The following is a 22895-nucleotide window of genomic DNA, read 5'->3' on the forward strand; positions in this document are numbered from 1 at the left end:
CGTCAGCGCGGCTTGGCGGCCGCTTCCCCTTCAGGCATGAGCAGCCGTGCCACCGGCCGGCCGCCGATGATGTGCTGCTCGATGATCTCGTTGACGTCGGCTTCGGTCACGCGGCCGTACCACACGGCCTCGGGATAGACGACCACGGTCGGGCCCTTCTCGCACTGGTCGAGGCAGCCGGCCTTATTGGCACGGATGCGGCGGTTCAGTCCGCGCTCAGCCAGCGCCTTCTTGAAGGCCTTCTGCAGCGCCTCGGATCCGGTGGGATCGCAGCAGCCGCGGACGTGCCCCGGCTCACGCCGGTTGCAGCAGATGAAGATGTGCCTGTCGAAAGGAGCCACGCGTCCGCCGCTGCCTTGGTTATTCGAGGGCGAGCTCGGGCCGGCCCTTGAGGCCGCCCCAGGTTTCCGGATCCTGCCAGAGCAGCGCCCAGAAGTAGCGGGCGACCTCGGCCTTCGGATACGCCGCCGCCAGCGTCTTCACGCCCTTGTCGAGCGTGGCCGCGTCTGGTGTGGTCGGCGACTCGTCCTTGATCAGGCCGTCTTCATGGGCGATGCCGAGCGCGTCCAGGAACGCCCCCATCATGGGCCGCTGATGCTCGAGGTGATACGAAATGACCAGGCGCGCCGCCAGCAGATCGGAGACCTGGACCACGCCGGCGAGGTGCCGCGCCTTCTTGTCGAGCGGCAGCGAGAGGATGCTCTTGGGCCGGAACTTGATTTGGCGGGCGATCAGGGCCACGGCTTCGGCCTGCTCGAGCGCAGCCTGCCCATCCGCCCAGAACGCGCCGGCCGCGGCGACACGCAGGTCGGGTGGCATGAGGCGCCACATCCGCGCCGGTCGAATCTCTTCGGGAACTGAAGACATAGGGTGTCAGTGTACTAGAATGAAGGCATGAGCGCCCAAGCCAACTTCTTCGACCAGGTCACCCAGTACTTCAACGCCGCGGCCAAGTTCACCGATTACCCCGCGGGCCTGCTCGAGCAGATCCGGGTCTGCAACAGCGTCTATCGCTTCCACTTCCCCCTGCGGCGCGGCGACACGATCGAGGTCATTCACGCCTGGCGCGTCCAGCACAGCCACCACAAGACGCCGGTCAAGGGCGGCATCCGCTACAGCCCCGACGTTTACGAGGAAGAAGTGATGGCGCTCGCCGCGCTCATGACCTACAAATGCGCCATCGTCGACGTGCCGTTTGGCGGTGCCAAGGGCGGCATCAAGATCGATCCAAAGAACTACACGCTCGACGAGCTGGAGCGCATCACGCGCCGCTACGCGGCCGAACTGGCGAAGAAGAACTTCATCGGCCCGGGCATCGACGTGCCGGCCCCCGACTACGGCACTGGCGAGCGCGAGATGGCGTGGATTGCCGACACCTACGCGGCGCTCAACCCCGGTCAGCTGAACGCCTTCGGCTGCGTCACCGGCAAGCCCGTGACGCAGGGCGGCGTGCGCGGCCGCAAGGAAGCCACCGGCCGGGGGCTCTACTTCGCCATTCGCGAGGCGTGCGACGAACCCGGCGAGATGGCCAGGCTCGGCCTGTCGAAAGGCCTCGAGGGCAAGCGCCTCATCGTGCAGGGCCTCGGCAACGTCGGCTACCACGCCGCCAAGTTCTGCCGCGAAGGCGGCGCCATTCTGATCGCGATCGCCGAGCGCGAAGGCGCCATCAGCAACCCGAAAGGCCTGAACGAAGAAGAGGTGTTCCAGCACCGCAAGGCGACCGGCTCGATCCTCAACTTCCCCGGTGCCACCAACCTCGCCGACTCCGCCGCGGCGCTGGAGATGGAGTGCGAGATCCTGCTGCCGGCGGCGCTCGAAAGCGTGTTCACGGCCGAGAACGCCCCGCGCGTCAAGGCGAAGATCATTCTGGAAGGAGCCAACGGGCCGACCACGCCGGAGGCGGATCCGATCTTCCGCGACAAGGGCATCCTGGTCATTCCCGACATCTACTGCAACGCCGGCGGCGTCACGGTGTCGTACTTCGAGTGGCTGAAGAACCTCTCGCACGTCCGCTTCGGCCGGCTGGAGAAGCGGCACGAGATGGCCAACGAGCTGGCGGTGATGAAGGTGATCGAGAAGGCCACCGGCACCGCCTTCACCGAAGCCGAGCGCGAAGCGTTCGCACACGGCCCGGACGAACAGGACCTGGTGAACTCGGGCCTGGAAGAGACCATGATCACGGCCTTCCACGACCTGCTGAAGACCAAGCGCGACACCAAGGGCGTGCCGGATCTGCGAATCGCGGCCTTCCTCGGCTCGATCCACAAGATTGCGCGCAGCTACACCGAGCTCGGGATCTTCCCGTAAGGCGGGAACATTGCCACGCCAACCAGCACACCGTCCGCCCAGGCGGTGCTCGCCGACCAATGAGCCGCCGGGCGAACCTGAGCGTGACTGTCAGTCCGGTGGTCGGCTGGGCGAGTATCGTCACCCCATACCTGTCGCAATTCTCTCGATGACGTAGCGGTTCAAACAGCCGTTGCCATCGAACTTCACCCCGCACTCCGCCATCCGTCGCAGCAACCGCTCGCCGTCCGGGTCGATGAAATCCACGTTCGATACGCTGACCGTGACGATCGCGGTTGGCACCCTGTCCAGAATCGCGCGCCAGTGCCCCTCGAGAACCGCGATCCAGTCGTCGGCAACCCTCCCATGCAATTCCAAGTGATAGGTGTGGTCGCGCTGCTTGGTGATAATCCGCAACATCCCGAAAACTCCCGAAGCACATGTCGCAAGAAAGGTGCCGCCGGGCGACTGGTGGCGCCAGCGAGATCGTGAGAGAAGTCGAGCGATACCGGGCCGGGTGGCCCGTGATGGTGCTCCGCGTAAGGCGCGTGCCTTTACTTCGTCACCGGGCTCCGACGGCGAATCTTCGCCCGCCTGCCACAAGTACCTACCGCGCAACGGGATGCCGGACCCCTGCCTCAGACGCGACACTGGAACGAGGGTTGCTCTTCCTCAACGATGAAGGCGCCGATGCCGTGCGCCAATCGTGAGGAGAACACACATGGCTACGCAAGACACACCACGGGGAACCGGGGCCACGCTCCAGGCGTTCGAGAACAAGATCCTCTCGCAGATGCGGGAGGCGGAGGCCCGCATACAGCAGTTTGAAGGCAAGGCGAAGGATGAACGGCTGCGGGCCGAAGCGGCGGCTGTCAACGGAATGAAGACCGCCAGACAGGGCATCGAACGGAAGCTGAACCAGCTCGCGACGATGCAGGATAGGCAGATCCCGCGCGCGAAGGCCGAGATCGATGCCGCCGCCGCGGCACTCAAGGCGTCGCTCGATGAGTTTGGGCGCAAGCTCGCCACTCTTCAAACGAAGTAACGCGAAAGAAGCGATGCGAATGACTGCCAGAACGAGACTGATTGCATACTGGGCGACCACGGGCCTCGCGGCCATCGCCCTCAGCGCCATCGGCGCCGGAGACCTCTTGCGCGTGCCCGCGATCATGGAGGGCCTCACGCATCTCGGCTACCCCGTGTACTTCGCCACCATCCTCGGCACGTGGAAACTGCTCGGCGTGGCGGCCATCCTCGCACCGGGTCTCCCGCGCCTCAAGGAGTGGGCGTACGCCGGGATGTTCTTCACCCTCAGCGGCGCCGCACTGTCGCACGCCGCCTCGGGCGACCCGGTGAGCAAGATTGTCGTACCGCTCCTGCTGCTCGGCTCGGTCGTCGCCTCGTGGGTGTTGCGACCGGCACGCGAGGAGCTAGTCGCCGCGGACAGTCGCCGAGCCGCGAGCGGCGTAAGGGAGGCAGTGGCCGTCCGATGAGGCACGACGACATTCCGGCCGTTGCGTGGCCACAGAGCCCCGACGAAATGTGCCAGCTGCTGGCGGAGCACGCGACCAACCTCCTCAGCTTGCATCACGCCGACGGCCGTCAGGTCTGGGCGACTCGATCGCTGGAGCAGCTTCGCGGCCCATTGACCACCGTCTTCGAACGCAGCGACCCTGGGGAGCTCGAGGCATGCCACGGATGGTGGGCGCAGGTCCTGGCCGGAAGCGCGAACCGCCTCAGGTGGCGGACCCGCGCTGCGGCCGGGTCCTGGCGCTGGCTGGAGACGACGGCGATACTTCTCCGCAATCGCGATCGCACGTACGTGCTGTGCGACTCTCGCGATTTCACCGACGAGAAGCAGGCGCAAGACACAGTGCAGGAAAGCCAGCGCAAGCTCGCGGCGGCCGCCCGCCTGGCCCAGCTTGGCTATTGGGAAGACGACGTCGTCGCCAATCTGGTCAGCTGGTCTGAAGAATGCGGGCACGCCCTCGGCTTGCCACTGACTGAACGCTGGCGAACCTGGAACGAGTTCCTGCATTTCGTGCATGCAGATGACCGGGCCCTCGTCGAGGAGTGCCGCGCGCGAACTGTAGCCGGCGAGCCGAGCGCCCGAGTGGCGTTCCGGCTGGTCGCGCCTGACGGCGTCATCCGTTACGCCGACACCACCGCCGAACCGGTTCGGAACAAAGGCGGTCAGGTCATCCGCACGGTCGGCGTCATCCAGAACGTTTCGGAACGGAAGCGGGCAGAGGACGTGCTCCGCAGGAGCCGGGAGCGGCTACGACTCGCGCTGCAAGCGACCGGCCTGGGACCGTGGGACTGGGATCTCACGACCAACACGGTGGAGTTCTGGCCCGAATGGAAACGGCTGATCGGCTACGAGCCGGATGAGATCCCGAATCGATACGAGGAATGGGAGAACCGGCTCCACCCCGATGACCGCGAACGGGTGCTCACCGCGCTGCGGGCGTTCCTCGATGGTCACCAGCTGGAATATGCCCTCGAGTTCAGGCTCCGCCACAAGAACGGGACGTACCGCTGGATGTACACCCGCGGCGTTGGGCTGGCAGACGCCACCGGCCGGCGGACACACATGATCGGGTGTCACCTCGACATCACGGATCGGAAGCAACTCGAAGAACAGTACCGGCAGTCGCAGAAGATGCAGGCTGTCGGCCAACTCGCCGGTGGCGTCGCGCACGACTTCAACAACCTGCTGATCGTGATCAACGGGTACACGGAGCTGGTGGCGCAGGAGCTCGGGCCGTCGCATCGGTCGCAGCGGGGTCTGGACAAGATTCTGGCGGCCGCCCGGAGCGCCGCGAATCTGACCCACCAGCTACTGGCGTTCAGCCGCCGGCAAATTCTCCAGCCGCAGGTCCTCGATCTCAACGAGGTGCTGCGGCGTGCGCATCTGCTGCTGGCTCGCCTCCTTGGCGAGCACATCACGCTGGAGATCCACCTGGCCGCGGCCGGGCGCGTGAGCGCCGATCCCGGACAGGTCGAGCAGGTCATTATGAACCTGGCGGTCAACGCGCGTGATGCGATGCCCGACGGCGGCCGGCTCGTGATTGCGACCGCGGATGTCGACCTCGACGAGGTGTACGCCGCGCAGCATCCCGGCGCGAGTGCCGGCAGGCACGTGCTGATCGCGGTCAGCGATACCGGCGTCGGCATGGACGACGCCACTCGCGCGCGCCTGTTCGAGCCCTTCTTCACGACCAAAGCGATAGGCCGGGGAACGGGTCTTGGTTTGGCGACCGTATACGGTATCGTCAAGCAGAGCGGCGGGTCGATTTGGGTGGACAGCGAGCCCGCGAAGGGGTCGACCTTCAAGATTCACCTGCCCGTCGCCGAAGGCGAAGTGGACCCTCCGGCGCCGCTGATAGAAGCACCGGCGCTTCGTGGAACGGAGACGGTGCTCGTCGTGGAGGATCAGGCGGAAGTCCGTTTCGTCATCGAGGAGACGCTTCGCATCCATGGCTATACGGTGCTCGCGGCCGCAAATGGTTCGGAGGCGATCGCCGAAGCCCGGGCGCATGATGGCCCGATTCACCTGATGCTGACCGACATCGTGCTGTCCGGTGAGAACGGCCGCGACATCGCGCGGCGGGTGCTCGCCGACCGCACATCCGTGCGAGTGCTCTACATGTCCGGGTACACGGAAACCGCGATTCTCAAGGACGGCGCTCTTGAGCCGGGGCTGGCGTTCATCCAGAAACCGTTCACCAGCGACGTCTTGCTGCGGAGAATTCGCGAGCTGCTGGCGTCGGATCGACCGCCGCTCTTCTGACGGTCATTCAGGTGCGCGTTCCATTTCGCCAGGCACCTACGAGCGCGGCGCAGAACCGCCGCGCCCCGTCGCCGGCCTCTGAATGTGCAGGCGCCGCATCGTCGAGACGAGCGACGTCCGTTTGACACCGAGGCGCGCGGCGGCGCCGCGTGGACCCCCGATCACCCAGTTGGTGTCGGCGAGCGCCCGCAGGATGTGCTCGCGTTCGGCGTCCTCGAGTGTCACCGGCGCCGATATGGACACCGGCGCGGTCTCAAACTCGGCACGCGACACGGTGAGCACCGGCCCCGTGGACAGGATGACGGCGCGCTCGATCACGTTCTGCAGCTCTCGAATATTGCCCGGCCAGTGCCAGCGACAGAGCACGTCCAGGCTGTCGCGGGAGACCGACTCAATCGGTCGGCGAAGCTGTTTCGCGAGCCGCTGTGCGAAGTAGAACACCAGCGGCGGGATGTCTTCGGGCCGTTCGCGCAGCGGTGGGAGCCGGATAGGAAACACGTTCAATCGGTAGTACAGGTCGGAGCGGAACTCGCGTTTGGCGACCATCTCTTCGAGGTTGCGGTTGGTGGCAGCGATCAAGCGGAAGTCCACGCGGATCGTGCGCGTGCTCCCGAGGCGCTCGATCTCATGTTCCTGGAGAACGCGCAGCAGCTTGGACTGGAGTTCGAGCGGTACGTCGCCGATTTCGTCGAGGAACAGGACGCCCTGTTGCGCGAGTTCGAACCGGCCGATCTTCTGCGACAACGCCCCCGTGAAGGCGCCGCGTTCATGCCCGAACCACTCGCTCTCGAGCAGTCCGGCCGGCGAGGTCGTGCAGTTCACCGTTACCAGCGCGCGGTTGCGCCGGTCGCTCGCCGCGTGCAGCGCCCGCGCCAGCAACTCCTTGCCGGTGCCCGTCTCTCCAAGCAGCAGGACAGTGGTGTCCGTCGGGGCCACCGTGCGGACCTGATCCAGCACGTGCCGCAAAGCCCTACTCTCGCCGACGATCTCCTCGAACTGGTGGCTGCCGCGGATTTCCTCCTTCAGGTACACGTTTTCGCGCGCCAGCTGCTCCTTGAGCGCGGCGATCTCCTCGAACGCCATGGCATTCTCGAGTGCGATCGCGATCTGAGCGGCGACCTGGGCGACGCGCTCGAGCTCGTCCGGCGTGAACGGAACCGGCGTCAACCGGCCCAGAGCCAGCACACCAACGACCCGGTGAGGCGCCGACAACGGGGCGACGCAGAACCGCTTCACACCGGAAGCAAGGGCCTGCGCGTGCAGTGCTTCCCAGCCAGCCGGGTCGGTGTTGTCGACATCGATATCGACGACGCGCGACAGCCACGATTTGTAGGGTTCGGCATCAAGGCGAACGGACTCCGACAGTCGATCGGGCCAGGCCAAGGCCGTCGGATCGATGGCGGACGATTGCAGGCGCGAGTGTTCGTCGACGAGAAACAGGTTCGTGTGGTCGTGCGGGACCACGCGACGGACGTTGGGCGCGATGGCCGCCTGCAGTTCGGCGAGGTCACGCTTGGTGACGACGGCGTTGCTGACCTCGATCAGCGTTCGCCAGTAGTCGCGTTCTGCGTCAAGCCGTGGTTCACGTGTCACGGTGCGCATCGTGACCCGAGCGTGCTGTCGTGCGCAAGACCCCGTGCCTTGATGTCGTCACCGCCTCCCCATACGGCGCGGCGGCTCGTACGACGCAAGTCGATGATTGTCAGTCACTTACCGTTGCGCATTGTGAAAGGTATCGATCTTGCCTCTATCGGCGAGTGGGGATTGAAGCGAAGTTCGCCAGGGAGCTTGCGCCGCCGGCGCGGCCGCTACGCGGCGTCGGTCGATCGGCGCCCCTCGAGCACGGCCGCGAACATCTCGACCAGGTCGCGGCTCATGGTGCCGCGCGCCACATCGGCGCGCAACTCGGCGAAGGCGGCGCGGTGGCTGACCGGCTGCCGATAGGGCCGGGGTGTGGTCATGGCGTCGAACGCATCGACGATCGACACCACGTGCGCCAGCAACGGGACCTCCGCCCCTCGTAACCCGTCCGGGTAGCCGCTGCCGTCGAGCCTCTCGTGATGGTGGCGCACGATCGGCCGCACCGCGGCCAGCGACCGCAAGTCGCCCAGCAGGCGCTCGCCAATCACCGGGTGCCGCTTCACCTGCTCGTATTCAATCGGCGTCAGCCGGTCGCCCTTCAGCAGCAGCGCATCCGAGATCCCGATCTTCCCGACGTCGTGCAAGAAGCCGCCGCGCTTCAGGGCGCCGAGGTCGTCGTCGCCCAAGCCGAGCGCCGCCCCCAGCGCGACGGCGTAGGCCGCCAGCCGCTCGCAGTGGCCCTCGGTGTACGGGTCGCGGGCCTCGACGGTGAGCGCCAGGCTCATGATCACCGACTCGGCGGAATCCAGTTCGTCGGTGAACCGCTTCAGGCGCGTCAGCGATCGGACCCGGGCTGTCAACTGCTCCGTGTCAAACGGCTTCAGCAGGAAGTCATCGGCGCCGGCATCGATCCCCGCCAGACGGTGTTCGCGGCCGCCAGTGCCGGTCACCAGGACGACGGGAATCAGCCGTGTCGGGGCGGCGCGCTTGATGACCCGGCAGACGTCGATGCCGTTCATCCCCGGCAGGCCCACGTCCAGCAGCACGATGTCGGGCGGCGCCAGGTTGATCGCGGTCAGTGCCGCTTCGCCGTCGCTGGCGACATCGACCTGGAACTCCGGCGTCAGCAGCCCGACGAGCAGGCGGCTGCACTGCGACTCATCGTCGACAACGAGCACACGCTGGCCGGCGGGTCCATTCAACATCGCGGACTTCCTGCTAACGCCTCATCAGGTCACGAATGAAGGCGCGGGCCTTGGTGGCGACGCGGTGCTTGCCGCCGCGCTTGGCCGCATACAGGGCTTCGTCGGCGCGCTCGAACAGGCTCTCGTAGGTGTCGCCCGCGGAAAACTCGGCCAGGCCGCAACTGACCTTCGGCGCCCAGGCCTCGCCTGCGCCCGACGCCGCGAGCGCGGCGATGGTCTTCGCGAAGCGGCCTTCGGCCTGCCGCAGCGTGAGGTCGGAGGCGAGGATGGCGAACTCGTCGCCGCCGAGCCGGGCCACCATGTCGCCGGGGCGCACCGATCGCAGCAGGGCCTGGGCCAGCCCCACCAGGACCTCGTCACCGACCGCGTGACCGTAGGTGTCGTTAATCCCCTTGAAGTCATCCAGGTCCAGGATCGCCAGCACGAACCCGTGGCTGGCGGATCGGATCCAGTCATGGCAGGTGCGGTCGAACGTGCGGCGGTTGGCGATGCCGGTCAAGGCGTCGACGTCTGCCTCCTGGCGCGTCGCCAGCAACTGTTGCTCGAGGGTTTCGACGCGCTCGGTGTACGACCGCGAGGTCAGTTCCCACGTGCGGCGGCGATCGCTGGCCGCGTGCTTCAGGGCGGTCACCTCCTCGACGAGACGCGCCTGGATCTGCCGCGGATCATCGAGGGCCGAGATCGCCTCGAAGCGATCCGCTGACTCGCCGACACTGGCCTGGAAGGTATCGATTTCCGTGCTGACCGACATGACGGCCTCACGGACCAGGGCGACGAGCGCCGCCAGTTCCATCCGCCGATCGATTTCATGCTGGTGGGCCCGCGCCACGATCTCGCGACAGCGCAACAAGGCCTGAGTGCCCTCGGTCCTCGTCGCGCCGGCGGGATCATGCGCCGCCAGCGCCTTGCGGTAGCGATCCAGCCGTTCGGCGACGGCCACCCGGTCCGGCTCGCCACCGGCCGCCAGCAGGTCCCGGAGCAACGTCAGCGTCTGCCCGGCCGTCTCGTGGAGCCACTCCCCTTCACTCTCGGCGTGCGCGTTGCGACGCAAGTCCAGGGCGACGACTCCGTTTCGGAACATCAACCTTCAGCCTCCGGCCACGAAGGTGCGCATTGGGGAGACTGGCCGGCATGCGTGCCGGTCGAGCCGCGGGCGCCTTCGTCAGTGGGAATCGGCGGACCCGGCGAATCCTTGAGCGGCCACGCCCGCCGGCCGCTGCCGGAGCGCACGCCGCACGGCATCGAGCACCGCCGCTTCGTGCAACGGCTTCTGGAGCGTGATCTCCACGCCCGCCGCGGCGGCCTCCCCGATCAGGACGTCGCCGAATGAGCCCGCCATGAGCACGATGGACGCCCCCGGGTGCCGCTGACGCAACTCGCGAACGATCGTCCAGCGAGCCGGATCGGGCGAGGCCACATCGACCAGCGCGACATCCACCGGCGTAGCCCCGGCCCGCATCGCCTCGATCCGGTCCACCACGCCGTAACCGGCGCGCGTGAGCATTTGCGTAATCAGGCGGCGAATGCCGTTGTTCGGCTCGGCCACCGCCACAGTGGCGTGGAGCGGAGGCCTGGCCCCGAGGATCTCCTTGACCTTGTGGATCAGCGCGTGGCGAGTGAAGGGCTTGGCCAGGAACGCCGGGCCCGGGTCAAACACACCGTCGGCGAACATCTCGTCGCCCGGATAGCCCGACACATACAGGGTGACCAGGCCGGGGATCATGGCCTTCAGCCGCTCGGCGAGCCGGGCGCCGTTGATGCCCGACAGCACCATGTCGGTCACGAGCAGGTCAATCGCCATGGCGCCGTCGTGCTTGAACAGCGCCAGCGCTTCCTCGGCGCTTCTGGCCTCAATCACGGTGTACCCGGAACTCCGCAGAAACTCGCTCAGCAGTTCACGGACGAAGTCTTCATCCTCGACGAGCAGCAGCGTTTCGTGACCGCGTCCGGCCAGCGCCAGTGCCTCTTCGGGTGGACGGACCTCGAGTTCATCCGCCACGCGCGGCAGGAACACGCGCATCGTCGTCCCCCGTCCCGGTGATGAGTCCACGTCGACGTGGCCGCCGCTTTGCGCCACGATGCCGTAGACGGTGGACAGGCCGAGACCGGTCCCCTTGCCGGCCGGCTTGGTCGTGAAGAAGGGCTCGAAGATCCGCGCCGTGGTCTCCTCGTCCATCCCGTGGCCGGTGTCACGGACGGTAAGCATGACATAGGGAGCCGGCCCAAGCGGGGACGGCGCAGCGCCGCGGCCGGCGTCGAAGTTGGCGGTTTCGATCGTGACGGTGCCCCCGTCCGGCATGGCATCGCGCGCGTTGATCGCGAGGTTGATCAGCACCTGCTCCATTTGGCCGGGGTCGGCGAGCGCCAGCCCCAACGCCGGGTCCAGGGCGCTCGCCACGGCGATCCGCTCCCCCAACACGCGTTTCAGGATCCGCTCGATGTCGGACACAATCGTGTTCAGGTTGATCGCTTTGGGCGCCAGAACCTGGCGCCGGCTGAAGGCCAGGAGTTGACGGGTCAGACCGGCGGCGCGTTGTCCCGCCTGATGGATGAGGTCGAGGTCGGCCCGCGCCGCATCGTCGTCACCCACGGTCCCCAGCAGCCGCTCGCAATAGCCGTTGATGACGGTCAGCAAGTTGTTGAAGTCGTGGGCGATGCCGCCGGCGAGCAAGCCGACCGCCTCGAGCTTCTGTGAATGACGCAACTGCGCTTCGAGCGCCGTCACCTCGGACTCGGCCTTCCGGCGTTTGGCGCGCTCCGTTGATGCCTGCAGGGCCCGCTGCACGGACGGGACGAGCCGCGAGAGGCTGTGCTTGAGCACGTAATCGGTGGCGCCACCCTTGAGCGCCTCGATTGCCGGCTCCTCCCCCAGCGTGCCGGAGACGCAGATGAACGGCACATCCGGGCAGGCCTGCCTCGCGATGGCGAGGGCAGCCACGCCGGTGAAGCCCGGCAGCGAGTGGTCAGCCAGGATCACGTCGAAGCCGCCGCGAGCGATGGCCGCCCGGTAGTGGTCTTCGCAGTCAACGTGAACGACCTGGTACGCACTCCCCTCGAGGTTAAGGTGGCTGGCAATGAGCCGGGCATCCCTCGAGTCGTCCTCCAGCAGCAGCACCGTGGAGGTGGCAGCGGGCACCGCGTTCATGATGCTCTCGGCAGGCCGAGCGGCGGCTGGCCATTGCCTGGCGGCGCGTCGTCTGCGGCAGGCAGGGAGAAGTAGAACGTCGCACCGCCGCCGACTTCGCCGGTGGCCCACACCCGGCCGCCGTGGCGGTGCACGACGCGCCGGACATTGGCCAGGCCGATGCCCGTGCCCTCAAAGGTCGAGCCCGGGTGCAGGCGGCTGAAGGCGTTGAAGAGACGTCCGACGTGGCGCATGTCGAACCCCACGCCGTTGTCCCTGACGAAGCACGCGACATCGCCGGCGCCCTCGGAGGCGAGGAGACCGACTTCGATACAGGCCAGGTTGCAGGGGCGCGAGTACTTCACGGCGTTTGACAACAGGTTGAACAGCACCTGGCGCAAGAGGACGGCATCACCGCGCACTTGCGGCAACCTCCCGATGCTCCACTCGATGTTCCGGCCCTTGGTCTCACGCGACAGGTCGGCCACGACCTCCTCGGCGAGCTGGGTCAAGTCGACGTCGGTTCGCCGCAAGGCGGTTCGTCCCGCGCGGGAGAAGTCGAGCATCCGCTCGATGAGCGTGCCCATGCCCCGTGCCGCATCGGAGATGTCATCGAGATGTTGGCGGACTGGCGGCGCCAGGGCCGTTCCGGTCGCCCGGGCAATCAGGGCGGCAAAGCCTGTGATCTGGCGCAACGGGGCGCGCAAGTCGTGCGACACCGAGTACGCGAACGCCTCCAGTTCGGTGTTGGCGGCCCGCAGCGCCGCGACCCGGTTGCCGACGCGCTGCTCGATGTCGAGCTGGAGTTGACAGTTCCGTTTCACCAAGTGCCGGCGCTCGATCTCCGCGGCGGCACGCGCGGCGACAATCCGCAACATCGTCGCGACCTCGTCGTCGAGGCGCAGGGTGCGATCATGGGCGACGGCGAGCACGCCGATGATGGCGCCGGCGTGATCGCGGAGCGGGATGCCCGCAAAACCGGCGACGGGCCACACCGGGCCGTCCGGGGCTGCGGGAAATAGCCGCGAGAGCGCGCCGTCGTGATGCCTGATGCCGTGCGCGATCACGTCTGCCCAAGGCGAGGCCGCCGCCGAGAAGTCGAAGGGACGAGGATGGCAGCCGCCAGGGCCGAAGGCACTCAGTGCCTGGAGACGCGGCCCATCCGGATCCATGACTTCGGCGACCACGGCGCAGGTGACGCCGACCGACGCCGCTAACCTCGCGGTCAGCGCATCAAGCAGGCGGTCGCCGCCCGCGTCGGCCATGTCCGCGACCGCGGCCAGGCGTGTGGCGGCACCTACGCGATCGGTAATCGCGCGGAGCGCCTGTGTTCCGCTCACGCCGCGGCCCAGCGCGACGTGCGGCCCCGCAGGCACTCGACGGGGCCACCGAACCACGGACGGGACAGCGCCGGGCTGGGGCGGTCGAATATCGGAAGGGAGCGGCATTGCCACCCGTAGGGCCAGATCCATGCCGTCCGCTTTGGCGGGGACTTGCCCCGGGAACCGGCCGGAATCTGCGGATTCGAGTGCCTGGCGTGTCGCCTCACCGACAACGATGTCCGGGATGGCGACCGCGTGACGACGGTGGGTGCGAGAGGCCGCAGCCATCTTATTGCCTCAGCAGGGCGCCAACCTGCTCACTGAACTGGCGGGCCGAGAACGGCTTCTCCAGGAACACCGCCCGATCGGGAGCCAACGCGCGCAGCGTGCCAGGCTCAGAGTCCCCGGAAATGCACACCAGCTTCATGTCGGGATACGTGCCGAGCAGCGCCACCGCGAACTCGTCGCCGCGCACGCCGTTCAGTCCGACGTCGGCCACGAGGACGTCGATGCCGTTGGTCTCACTCAGCCGGCTGCCCTGTTCGGCCGAACTGGCGGCGAGCACCGAGTACCCTTCATACTTCAGCACGCTCACGAGCAGCCCTCGCACGTCGTCGTCATCGTCGACGACGAGCACGGTGGCGGCCGGCGGGTCGAGCGGGAGGATCCGCGGGGCGGTGGTGGCCACCGGCTCCGCCGCCAGCAGGATCGTAAAGACCGTCTGCGCAGGTTCGGCATCAACCCAGATGTAGCCGCCGCTCTGCTTGATCAGCCCGAACACCGCGGCCAGTCCCAGGGCATCCCGGCTCCCGCCACGCCGCCCATGGAACGGCTCGAAGATCCGGTGCTCAGCGTCCCGGTCCAGCGTCATGCCGGCACAGACGGTCTGAATCGTCACGTAGTGCCCTTCCGCCACCGCGAACGAGTGCGTCTGCGGCCAGGCGGCATCCACCGTGAGGTCGCGCATGCGAAACGTGATGGCCCCGCCCCGCGGCATCGCGTCGATGGAATGCGCGGCAATGGTCCCCAGGGCGCGCTCCAGCTGTTCGGGATCGACGCGCACGGAGCGCACGGTCGGGTCGAGATCCACGCCCACCGCGATGCGCCGGCCGAAGGTCCGTCGCAGGTCCCCTTCCACGGTCAGGATCAGATCCCGCGGATCGACGCTGCGTGGCAACAGCACCTGACGGCGTCCGAAGGCCAGGAGACGCTGGGTCAGGGCGGCGCCTCGGGCGGCCGACTCCCGGATCGCCGTCAGCGACCGGGTCGTGGCCGGGTCGGCGGTCGCGGTCATCGCCAGGCACTCGGCGTGGCCGCTAATCACCGTCAGGAGGTTGTTGAAGTCGTGCGCAATGCCGCCCGCCAACCGGCCGACGGTTTCAAATCGCTGGGCGAGCAGCTTCCGCTCATGCACGCGACTCCATTCCGTGATGTTGAACAGACTGGCTCGAACCGCCACGAGGACGCGGGACTCGTCGAAATCGCCGACCAGGTTCACCACGGCACGCAGCGGTGAGCCGTCAAACGTCACCAGATCGCCGTCCCAGTTCTCGATCAGGCCGGTCACCTGCACGGCACGGATGGTCTCGGTGAGTTGATCGGGGTGTCTGAAGAACCGGCGGACATCGAAGTCGCGCAGGTCGCTGCCCGCCGGCATTCGCAGCATCCGGGCGGCCGCGGGGTCGCACTCGAGCACACGTCCGCCGGCGCTAATCGTCACGCAGGCGGCGCCGCCCTCGTCGAGCCGCGACAGCCGTAGCGCCTGCTCGAGGCCGGTGCCGGGACCGTCCTTCGCCGCCCACACGGTCGCGGCGGCGGGTCCCGGGACCCAGGCTTGGGGACCATGCGCGGTGCGCGCGTCGTCCGAGGTATCTGTAGTCAATGTCTGTTCCCTTAAACGCCGGTCAACGGGCGCGCCGTCAATGCCTGCCGCGCCGAAAGTTCGACGCCACCACCACGACCATCCCGGCGTTCACCGCGGCCGACGCCGCCGCCGCCAACCACATCGAAAGCAAGAGTCCACCGGTCGCGATGATGAGTGTGTCCAATGCGATTCCCCCGAGCAGGGAATCGGCGGGAGCGCCATGGACTTGAACCGGTGTGCACCCGAGGCGCCACGATCACGGCGCCGGAACGCCCGGGGCCCGGATTCTGGCGTATGCCTCAGGGAGATAGCAGGGCCATTGCGTCGTTCAAGGCCGCGGCCGCCTGGCTGCGAACGACGATCGAGACCCGGCGATTCCGCGGGTCGAGCGGATCGGCCTTGACATGCAATTCCGTGTCGGCGAAACCCCGCACGGTCCGCACTTGTCCGGCCCTGAGGCCCGCCTGCTCCATTTCCCGCCGGGCGGCATTGGCCCGGTCGGCCGACAGTTCCCAGTTCCCGTACCCGTCTTCGCGCAGGTAGGGCCGTCGATCCGTGTGCCCTTCGACGACAACGTCGTTGGCGAGCTTGCCCAGCTCCGCCGCGATGATGGTCACGATGCGTACGCTCTCGCCGCGAAGCACGGCGCTGCCAGAATCGAAGAAGCTCGAACCCGCGCGCTCGATGAGTTCGATGCGCAGGCCTTCGGCCGTGATCGTGAACTCAATCTGATCGCGGAGCGTGGCGATGCCGGGCTGTTTCATCAGCTCCTGTCGGATGCGTTCGGCCGCGGCGGTCAGGGTCTGCCGCTCTCGCAGGAGGGCCGATGGGTCCGCCTTGGCCATGGCCTCCGGCATCCGGCCGGGCTCCATGCCTGGAGTCCCGCCGGCCAGCATCCCCGTCGATCGCTCGTGCTCGAACACACCGGGATCCCGGAAGTAGCCGGCCACGTTGGCCTTCACCTCCGGGCTTTGCGCGACCAGCCACATCACGAGGAAGAAGGCCATCATGGCGGTCACGAAGTCGGCGTACGCCACCTTCCAGGCGCCGCCGTGGTGACCGGCATGGCCGCCGCGCTTCTTTCTGACGATGATGATCGGGGCGGCCGGCTTCATAAGCGGTTACGCCGCCGCCGCCGCGGGCGCCTGCGGGTCGCTGCGCGAGGCCCGGCAAAGACTCTCGGTTTCTTCAAACGTGGGGCGGACCTCATGTGGGAGTACGCGGCGGGCGAATTCCACCGCGATCGCCGGCGGCAGGCCCTTGAACATCGCGATCACGCCCGCCTTGATGCACTGTTCGTAGCGTCCATCGTCCTGGGCGCGCTGTTCGAGACTGGCCGCCAGCGGTTGGCCGAACCCGTACGACATGAGAATGCCAAGGAACGTGCCGACCAGAGCGGCACCCACGTGATGGCCAATTTCCGCGGGAGGTCCGTCGATGGCCTGCATGGTGATGACGATCCCGAGGACGGCCGCCACGATGCCCAATCCCGGCAGGGCGTCTGACACTTTGTTCAGCGTCGCCGACGGGCCCCGTTCGTCTTCATGGTGGACGAACAGATCTTCGTCCATCAGCGCCTCCAGATCGTGCGCCGTCATGCCCCCGACGATGATGACCTTGAACGAATCGGACAGGAAGGCGACCGAGTGGTGCCGCCTGAGAAACTTCGGGTACTTCGAGAGGACGGCGCTCTGCTCCGGATTCTCGAAGTGGGGCTCCAAGGCCATGACACCCGATTGCTGCGAGACCCGAAACAGTTGGTAGAGCATCGACAGGAGGTTGCCGAAATCGTCTTTGGTCAGCCCGCCGCCGAAGATGCCCTGTGTCTGCTTGAGCATCTTTACCAGCACCTTGGGTGGCGTGCTGATGAGCAGACTGCCGAGCGCAGCGCCCCCGATGATCACGAACTCCGCCGGCTGCAACAGGAGGATCAGATGACCACCGGCCATCAGGTATCCACCCGCCACCGAGCCCAGCACGACCACGACACCAGCCAGTATCAACATGCGGTTCAGTTCATCCGTCCGGCGGCCGACGACCACCAGGACACGAGTGACGGGGGCAGTTCGTCCGAGCAGCGCAGCCAGGCGGCGACCACGTCCGGATCGAAGCGCAGGCCGGCGAGCCGCACCAGTTCCGCATTGGCGGCTTCGGCGGAAAAGGCCAGCGCCGCGCAGACCGCGGTCAGCGCGTCAAGGGTGTCGGCAACTTGCAGGACACGGGCACCGACCGGGATTTCCTCGGCGCGCAGGCCATGGGGATAGCCGGAGCCGTCGTAGCACTCGAGCGAGGATGCCAGGACGACCGCGGCCGGGCGCAGAAACGGCAGATCCTCGACGACTTCGCACGCCACTCTCACCTGCGCGGCGCGGTGACTGGAGGCGGCGCCGTCCAGGATGCCAGCCGACGGGCCGGCCGGGTCAGGAATCACCAGACGCCCCACGTCGTGCAGCAACGCCGCGCGCTCCAGGTCATCGAGGGCGCGCGCCGCCATCCCGAGCTCCTCGCCGATTTGCAGCGACAGCGTCGCCACTCGATGAAGATGCGCCAGCGTGTCGGGGTCCCGGCGGTAGAGCCGCGCCAGCAAGGCGTCGAGCGAGGCGGATGTCGCGATCGCGCTCTCGATGAACGCAGCCGTGACCCGCCATTGCCGTTCTGCCCCGTCGTCCCGGTCGATCGAATAGGTCGAACCGTTCATGCGCCCCCTTAGCTCTCCCCATGACAATCGACGGCGCGACGGCTTTCTTGAAACCTCTTAGCCTCGTGAAAAGGCCTCTTCGTCTATCGAGAGTCGATGTCGGCAATCCGACACTTGGTGTCGTGAATCCGACACGTGGAACAGGCGCCAAGAGGCGAACTTGTCCGTTCAAGTCTGGCAGATGGTTTGCACTCGTGAGATTGGCAAAAGGCACTGAGGTCCCTCATCCGCTTGTTGATCGCCACATTCGTGATTGGCTTCGCCCGGTTTTCGGGCGAAAACGCTATTCGTGTGTTCGCGCAGGAGCCGCCACTCTCGTCGGCCTGGCGATGGACCAATTTCGGACAGGATGTGGCACTCGGCTCCGGTCCCGCGACCCAGGTGCCGCGGCCGCTGTACCAACGAGCTGAGGTTCTCGCCCCGACCGGACTGCTGGTCGTCGGACTGTTGGCCATCGGCCTTGCCTTGTGGCGGAGTCACCGGCGTTCTCAGCGGGAACGCGCCCTCGCCGAGGCGCGGCTGCGAGCCTCGGAGGAAAGATTCTCCACGCTCTTCTGGGCCAGCCCGCTGCCGCTGCTCATCGCCGCCGAGGCGGACGGTCGTATCGTCCAGGTGAATCAGGCCGCCGAAATGCTGGCCGGCCTCGGCGCCGCAGCCTTCGCGGGACACCCCGCGTTTGCAGTGGCTGCCGCGTTCGGCAGCACGGGGGAGCCGGCCCGGGAACCGGTCACGTCGCGGGAAGTGGAGTTCATCACACCAGACGGGCGTGAGCTGGCGTTGCTCCTGCACACCAGCCGCCTCTGCCTCGATGACGCTCCCTGCTTGTTGACGGCCATCACCGACATCACCGGACTGCGCCGGCTGGAAGAGAGCCTGCTGTCCGCGCAGCGCCTGGAAGCCATTGGCCAGATCTCCGGCGGTGTGGCCCACGAATTCAACAACCTGTTGACCGTCATGCAGGGTCACACCGACGCATTGGCCTCCACCTTGGCACCGATGACGGACGGTGTGCAGCGGCACGTGGACGCCCTCGGACGATCGGTGGCCCGGGCGGCGCAGATCACCAGCGGGCTGTTGACCTTCGCCAAGCGCCAACCCACGGCAGGCCTGGTCACCGACCTGAACGCGGCGCTGATCGAATTGCACTCGATGATCGAAGGCCTGGTCGGCCGAACGATCTCCTTCAAGCAGGACCTCGACCCCGCCGTGCCATTGATTGCCCTGGCCCCCGCGCAAATTGCCCAGCTCGTGGTCAATCTCTCCCTGAATGCGCGCGATGCCATGCCCGAGGGCGGGAGCTTGACGGTGGCAACCAGGCTCGTGGATGGGTCGGGACTCGACGACAGCGAACTGCTCGCCTCGAATACGGGCCCGTGGGTCTCGTTGGTCGTCCGCGACGACGGTTGCGGGATGACCGAGGAAGTTCGGCGTCACGTCTTCGAGCCATTCTTCTCGACGAAACCCTCCAGGCAAGCGATGGGGCTCGGCCTCTCGATCTGTTACGGCGTGGTCGAACACGCCGGCGGGCGCATCGACGTCGAGTCGTCGCCCGGACGCGGCACCGAGGTCCGGATTCTTCTGCCGGCCGCCACACCATCCGAACAGGGCGCCTTCATGCCGCAGCCGCTGCAGTTGGGCACGCAGGGACAGGTCGTGTTGCTGGTCGAAGATGAAGTCGACGTCCGCGAGATCGTGGCGGAAGTTCTGGAGCAGGCGGGCTACACGGTGCAGGCGTGCCCGAGCCTTCAGGCGGTTGAGGCGCTGCTGGCGCAGGACCACATGGCGCCGGACCTGCTCCTGACCGACCTGGTCCTGCCGGAAGGCAGCGGCCTGACCGTGGCCGCGATAGTCACTCAACGGTACCCGGGTCTCCCGGTCCTGTTCATGTCGGGGTATTCCGAGTCGGTGTACTCGGGTGTGGATTCCGTGGCACACCTGCTGCCCAAGCCTTTCACGTCGCCAACCCTGCTGCGGAGAGTTCGCGAGTTGCTCGAGACGGATCCGGAATGAGCCGTTAGTATTCAGCCTCACTTCGATGGACCTCCTTCTGCTCCAGACGTATGCCGGTCAGACCGCGAGCTTCGTGGCATTGGGAGTGATTGCCGCCCTCATGCCGGCAGAGGCTCGCGAGTTTCCCCATGGCCGGCAATTTCGCTGGCTGGCGGCCTTCGGCCTGATCCGGGGAGGCCTTGGGTTCGTCGAGCTGTGGACCCTTGAGCCGGTCCCGCGGTGGTGGACGGCCGCCCTGCTCGCCGTCTCATTTGCCTGTCTGTTTGAGTTCACGCGGCGTCTATTTCGCGACGTCGGCCGGCGGACGTCCGCGGGCTGGACCCCCTACACGTCTCTCGCCGTGTTCATTGCCGTCATTGGCGCCACGCTGCTCGTGCCGGTCCTGGCGACCAACCGCGTGGCGGCCTACGACGCCGCCATCCGGTACCTGATCGTCCTGCCGGGCGGCGTGGGCGCGGCCATTGCCCTCCACCTCACCATGCGCGGGACGATGATCGCGCGTGTCGATCGCTGGCTGACGTACGCGCTCTGCGCCGGGTTCGCGACCTACGGGTTGCTGGCCGGACTGTTCGTCGACCCCTGGGCGGGCCTCCCAGTCTGGATGCCGACCTCGGGCTCCACGCTTGCTGTCACCGGCCTGCCCGTCGCCGTGTTCAGGGCGGCAGCGATCGCCGTCGCGGCGCTTTGCCTCGGCGCGCTGGCGCACAGGGCCTCGCACCGCGCTGGGCTGCAACTGCGCCGCCAAACGCAAGAGCTGGAAGCCTTGACCGCGAGTCTCGAGTCCAGGGTGGCCGAGCGCACCGCGGCACTTCGCGGGCAAGAGGCGTTCGCGCAGCATCTCATCAATGGCACTCCCGCCATCATCGTGCTGCTGTCCCCGGAGGGGCGCATAAAGCACGTGAACCCCGCTTTCGAGCGGCTCACCGGCTGGACCCTCCAGGAGGTGCGCGGCAGGGAGTGGCTGACGCTGTTGCCCCGGCGCGAGGTCTCGAGTGTCGGACGGCTGCTCCAGGTGGCCATCGCGGGAACACCCGCCTGCGGCAACGTGAACCCCATCCTCACTCGCTCGGGTGACGAGCGGGAGCTCGAGTGGTACGACCAGGTGCTCCGCGATGGTACCGGCACTGTGACCGGCCTGGTGGCCATGGGCATCGACGTCACCGAACGGCGTCAGGCGGAGAAGGCGGCGGACGCGCTCAGACGGCGACAGAGCAATATCCTCGACAGCATGTTCGCCATGGTCGGCGTGTTCGACCTCGCCGGCAACCTGCTCGAGGCCAATCGTGCGCCGCTCGAGCTTGCAGGGCTCGAGCCGGAGGACGTGATCGGCCGGCCGTTCTGGGAGACCTACTGGTGGTCGTACTCTCCCGTGGTCCAGGAGCAGGTGCGCTCGGCCCTCTCCCGTGCCGCCCGAGGCAACATCGTTCGCGAGGACTTCGTCATCCGGGTCGCCGGGGGGCTGTTCATCACGATCGACGCCATGTTCGGCCCCCTCCGCAACGCCGACGGCACGATTGTGGAGGTGATCGGCTCCGCGGTGGACGTGACCGATCGCCAGCGTGCCGAGCAGGCGCTGCGCGAGAGCGAGACACGGCTGCGCGCGATCTTCGAGTCCGAACCGGAGTGCGTCAAGATTGTCGCGCGCGATGGCACGCTGCTCGACATGAACCCGGCCGGCCTGCGCCTGATCGGAGCGAGTACGCTCGATTCGCTGCGCAGCCTCAGGGTGTTCGACTTGATCGATGCCCAGTATCACGACCTGTACCGGGAAGCGATCGACGCCGTGTTTCGCGGCGAGTCCAGCCAGGACCAATACCAAATCGTGGCCCCCGATGGCAGTCGGCGGTGGATGGAACAGCACGCCGTGCCGATGCGGGACTCTGCCGACCCGTCCCGGGTGACGGCCATGCTGGCCGTGACACGAGACATCACCTCTCGCCGCTCGATGGAAGTTGCGCTGAGACAAAGCGAGCAGCGACTCCGCCAGGCTCAGGCCATCGCGGCCATCGGCAACTGGGAACTCGACGTGGCGGCGGGCGCTCTGTGGTGGTCGGACGAAATCTACAGCATTTTCGAGATCGACCAGAGGCGGTTCGGAGCATCCTACACCGCATTCCTTGAGGCCATTCACCCTGGCGATCGCGAGGCCGTCAATGCCGCGTACACCGCGTCGCTGGTGACCCGGCAGCCGTACCACATCACGCACCGGATCCAAACCGCGGATGGCCGCGTCAAGCATGTGGAGGAGCGCTGCGAAACGGACTTCGCCGCAGACGGCGCCCCGCTGCGCTCCCGTGGCACGGTGCAGGAGATCACGGTCCGAGTCGAGGCCGAAGAGGCCCTTCGCGCTTCGGTCCGGGAGAAGGAAACCCTGCTGCGTGAAGTGCACCACCGCGTGAAGAACAACCTGCAGATCGTCTCGAGCCTGCTCCACTTCCAAGCCAAGAAGGTGAAGCGCCCCGAGGATCTGGCGGCGTTTGACGACGCCCGCGCTCGCCTGCGGGCGATGAGCCTGGTGCACGAGAAGCTCTACCGATCGCGCGAGCTATCGGCCATCCTCATGCACGACTACCTCAAGGAACTGATCGGGGGGGTTCGGCAGTCCCACGCCGCCCCCAACCAGAGTGTCACCGTCGAATTGACCGCCGACCCCATCTACCTGTCGGTCGAGACCGCGATGCCGGTTGGCATGATCGTCGGCGAATTGCTGACCAACGTGTTCAAGCACGCGTTCCCCACCAATCGCCGGAACGGACGGGCCGCGGTCCACCTGACCACATCCGGAGGCCAGGCTGAGATCGGCGTGACCGACGACGGGGTGGGCCTGCCTGAGACGTTCTCGCCCGAGTCGGGTGAGTCGTTCGGCTGGCAAATGGTCATGGCGCTGACGGCGCAGCTCGAAGGCGAGTTGCGCGTTACCAGGGGCGCCGGCACCAGCGTCGTCATCACCTTTCCCATGGCGGAGCGGGCTCGTACTCCGGCCCCAACTTTCCTGTCCGAAACGGGTTGATC

19 protein-coding genes are annotated in these 22895 nt (G+C 67.1%); 6 read left to right on the forward strand and 13 right to left on the reverse strand.

Annotated elements, in window-relative coordinates:
* Nucleotides 1–2: 2 nt before the first annotated feature.
* On the reverse strand, nucleotides 3–341 hold the full coding sequence (locus WC815_02935) for a (2Fe-2S) ferredoxin domain-containing protein (GenBank protein ID MFA5907710.1): 339 nt from the start codon (nucleotides 339–341) through the stop codon (nucleotides 3–5).
* A 19-nt stretch (nucleotides 342–360) separates the two neighbouring features.
* On the reverse strand, nucleotides 361–867 hold the full coding sequence (locus tag WC815_02940) for a hypothetical protein (protein ID MFA5907711.1): 507 nt from the start codon (nucleotides 865–867) through the stop codon (nucleotides 361–363).
* Between the two features lie 27 nt (nucleotides 868–894).
* Here WC815_02940 and WC815_02945 point away from each other — a divergent pair, with 27 nt between their 5' ends.
* A complete protein-coding gene (locus tag WC815_02945; GenBank protein ID MFA5907712.1) occupies nucleotides 895–2307 on the forward strand; it encodes a Glu/Leu/Phe/Val dehydrogenase in 1413 nt (470 codons plus the stop codon).
* A gap of 120 nt (nucleotides 2308–2427) precedes the next feature.
* Here the strand turns inward: WC815_02945 and WC815_02950 are convergent, their stop codons facing one another.
* On the reverse strand, nucleotides 2428–2706 hold the full coding sequence (locus WC815_02950; GenBank protein ID MFA5907713.1) for a hypothetical protein: 279 nt from the start codon (nucleotides 2704–2706) through the stop codon (nucleotides 2428–2430).
* Between the two features lie 301 nt (nucleotides 2707–3007).
* Here WC815_02950 and WC815_02955 point away from each other — a divergent pair, with 301 nt between their 5' ends.
* From WC815_02955 to WC815_02965, 3 genes are read left to right on the forward strand one after another with little or no spacing between them, the layout of a single operon-like run.
* Complete coding sequence (locus tag WC815_02955) at nucleotides 3008–3331, forward strand: hypothetical protein (protein MFA5907714.1); 324 nt, start codon at nucleotides 3008–3010, stop codon at nucleotides 3329–3331.
* A 19-nt stretch (nucleotides 3332–3350) separates the two neighbouring features.
* A complete protein-coding gene (locus tag WC815_02960; protein MFA5907715.1) occupies nucleotides 3351–3779 on the forward strand; it encodes a DoxX family protein in 429 nt (142 codons plus the stop codon).
* The gene (locus WC815_02965; GenBank protein MFA5907716.1) at nucleotides 3776–6079 is read left to right on the forward strand and encodes a PAS domain-containing protein; all 2304 of its coding nucleotides are present in this window, start codon (nucleotides 3776–3778) and stop codon (nucleotides 6077–6079) included. Before WC815_02960 ends, WC815_02965 begins: the two co-directional genes overlap by 4 nt.
* A 36-nt stretch (nucleotides 6080–6115) precedes the next feature.
* On the opposite strand, the gene WC815_02970 is transcribed toward WC815_02965, so the two are convergent.
* From WC815_02970 to WC815_03015, 10 genes are all read right to left on the reverse strand, one after another.
* Nucleotides 6116–7672 (reverse strand): sigma 54-interacting transcriptional regulator, encoded by a 1557-nt coding sequence (locus WC815_02970; protein MFA5907717.1) that lies wholly within the window; start codon nucleotides 7670–7672, stop codon nucleotides 6116–6118.
* Nucleotides 7673–7887: 215 nt separating this feature from the next.
* Entirely contained in the window at nucleotides 7888–8865 is a 978-nt protein-coding gene (locus WC815_02975) for an HD domain-containing phosphohydrolase (GenBank protein ID MFA5907718.1), read from the reverse strand.
* Between the two features lie 13 nt (nucleotides 8866–8878).
* On the reverse strand, nucleotides 8879–9946 hold the full coding sequence (locus WC815_02980) for a GGDEF domain-containing protein (GenBank protein MFA5907719.1): 1068 nt from the start codon (nucleotides 9944–9946) through the stop codon (nucleotides 8879–8881).
* 81 nt (nucleotides 9947–10027) lie between these two features.
* Nucleotides 10028–12001, reverse strand: coding sequence for a response regulator (locus WC815_02985; GenBank protein ID MFA5907720.1), 1974 nt, complete (start codon nucleotides 11999–12001; stop codon nucleotides 10028–10030).
* Between the two features lie 5 nt (nucleotides 12002–12006).
* Entirely contained in the window at nucleotides 12007–13329 is a 1323-nt protein-coding gene (locus tag WC815_02990) for an ATP-binding protein (GenBank protein ID MFA5907721.1), read from the reverse strand.
* A gap of 271 nt (nucleotides 13330–13600) precedes the next feature.
* Nucleotides 13601–15193, reverse strand: coding sequence for a response regulator (locus tag WC815_02995; protein ID MFA5907722.1), 1593 nt, complete (start codon nucleotides 15191–15193; stop codon nucleotides 13601–13603).
* Nucleotides 15194–15230: 37 nt separating this feature from the next.
* Nucleotides 15231–15359, reverse strand: coding sequence for a hypothetical protein (locus tag WC815_03000; GenBank protein ID MFA5907723.1), 129 nt, complete (start codon nucleotides 15357–15359; stop codon nucleotides 15231–15233).
* Between the two features lie 115 nt (nucleotides 15360–15474).
* Complete coding sequence (locus WC815_03005; protein MFA5907724.1) at nucleotides 15475–16290, reverse strand: flagellar motor protein MotB; 816 nt, start codon at nucleotides 16288–16290, stop codon at nucleotides 15475–15477.
* 6 nt (nucleotides 16291–16296) lie between these two features.
* A complete protein-coding gene (motA, locus tag WC815_03010) occupies nucleotides 16297–17181 on the reverse strand; it encodes a flagellar motor stator protein MotA (GenBank protein MFA5907725.1) in 885 nt (294 codons plus the stop codon).
* 5 nt (nucleotides 17182–17186) lie between these two features.
* Nucleotides 17187–17873 carry an HD domain-containing phosphohydrolase gene (locus WC815_03015; protein MFA5907726.1) on the reverse strand — a complete coding sequence of 229 codons (687 nt, stop codon included), beginning with the start codon at nucleotides 17871–17873 and terminating at the stop codon, nucleotides 17187–17189.
* Between the two features lie 234 nt (nucleotides 17874–18107).
* On the opposite strand from WC815_03015, the gene WC815_03020 reads away from it, so the two are divergent.
* Both WC815_03020 and WC815_03025 read left to right on the forward strand, forming a co-directional pair.
* Entirely contained in the window at nucleotides 18108–19883 is a 1776-nt protein-coding gene (locus WC815_03020; protein MFA5907727.1) for an ATP-binding protein, read from the forward strand.
* A gap of 25 nt (nucleotides 19884–19908) precedes the next feature.
* Complete coding sequence (locus tag WC815_03025) at nucleotides 19909–22893, forward strand: PAS domain S-box protein (GenBank protein MFA5907728.1); 2985 nt, start codon at nucleotides 19909–19911, stop codon at nucleotides 22891–22893.
* Nucleotides 22894–22895: the final 2 nt, after the last annotated feature.

The organism is Vicinamibacterales bacterium (assembly GCA_041659285.1).
GTDB lineage: Bacteria > Acidobacteriota > Vicinamibacteria > Vicinamibacterales > UBA2999 > 12-FULL-67-14b.

Excerpts from the sequence above, each read along its gene's own strand:
- motA (MFA5907725.1), bottom strand. The coding sequence starts at position 17,181 with ATGTTGATACTGGCTGGTGTCGTGGTCGTGCTGGGCTCGGTGGCGGGT.
- WC815_02960 (MFA5907715.1), top strand. The coding sequence starts at position 3,351 with ATGACTGCCAGAACGAGACTGATTGCATACTGGGCGACCACGGGCCTC.
- WC815_02945 (MFA5907712.1), top strand. The coding sequence starts at position 895 with ATGAGCGCCCAAGCCAACTTCTTCGACCAGGTCACCCAGTACTTCAAC.
- WC815_03005 (MFA5907724.1), bottom strand. The coding sequence starts at position 16,290 with ATGAAGCCGGCCGCCCCGATCATCATCGTCAGAAAGAAGCGCGGCGGC.
- WC815_02940 (MFA5907711.1), bottom strand. The coding sequence starts at position 867 with ATGTCTTCAGTTCCCGAAGAGATTCGACCGGCGCGGATGTGGCGCCTC.
- WC815_03015 (MFA5907726.1), bottom strand. The coding sequence starts at position 17,873 with ATGAACGGTTCGACCTATTCGATCGACCGGGACGACGGGGCAGAACGG.
- WC815_02955 (MFA5907714.1), top strand. The coding sequence starts at position 3,008 with ATGGCTACGCAAGACACACCACGGGGAACCGGGGCCACGCTCCAGGCG.
- WC815_03025 (MFA5907728.1), top strand. The coding sequence starts at position 19,909 with ATGGACCTCCTTCTGCTCCAGACGTATGCCGGTCAGACCGCGAGCTTC.
- WC815_02950 (MFA5907713.1), bottom strand. The coding sequence starts at position 2,706 with ATGTTGCGGATTATCACCAAGCAGCGCGACCACACCTATCACTTGGAA.
- WC815_02980 (MFA5907719.1), bottom strand. The coding sequence starts at position 9,946 with ATGTTCCGAAACGGAGTCGTCGCCCTGGACTTGCGTCGCAACGCGCAC.
- WC815_02965 (MFA5907716.1), top strand. The coding sequence starts at position 3,776 with ATGAGGCACGACGACATTCCGGCCGTTGCGTGGCCACAGAGCCCCGAC.
- WC815_02975 (MFA5907718.1), bottom strand. The coding sequence starts at position 8,865 with ATGTTGAATGGACCCGCCGGCCAGCGTGTGCTCGTTGTCGACGATGAG.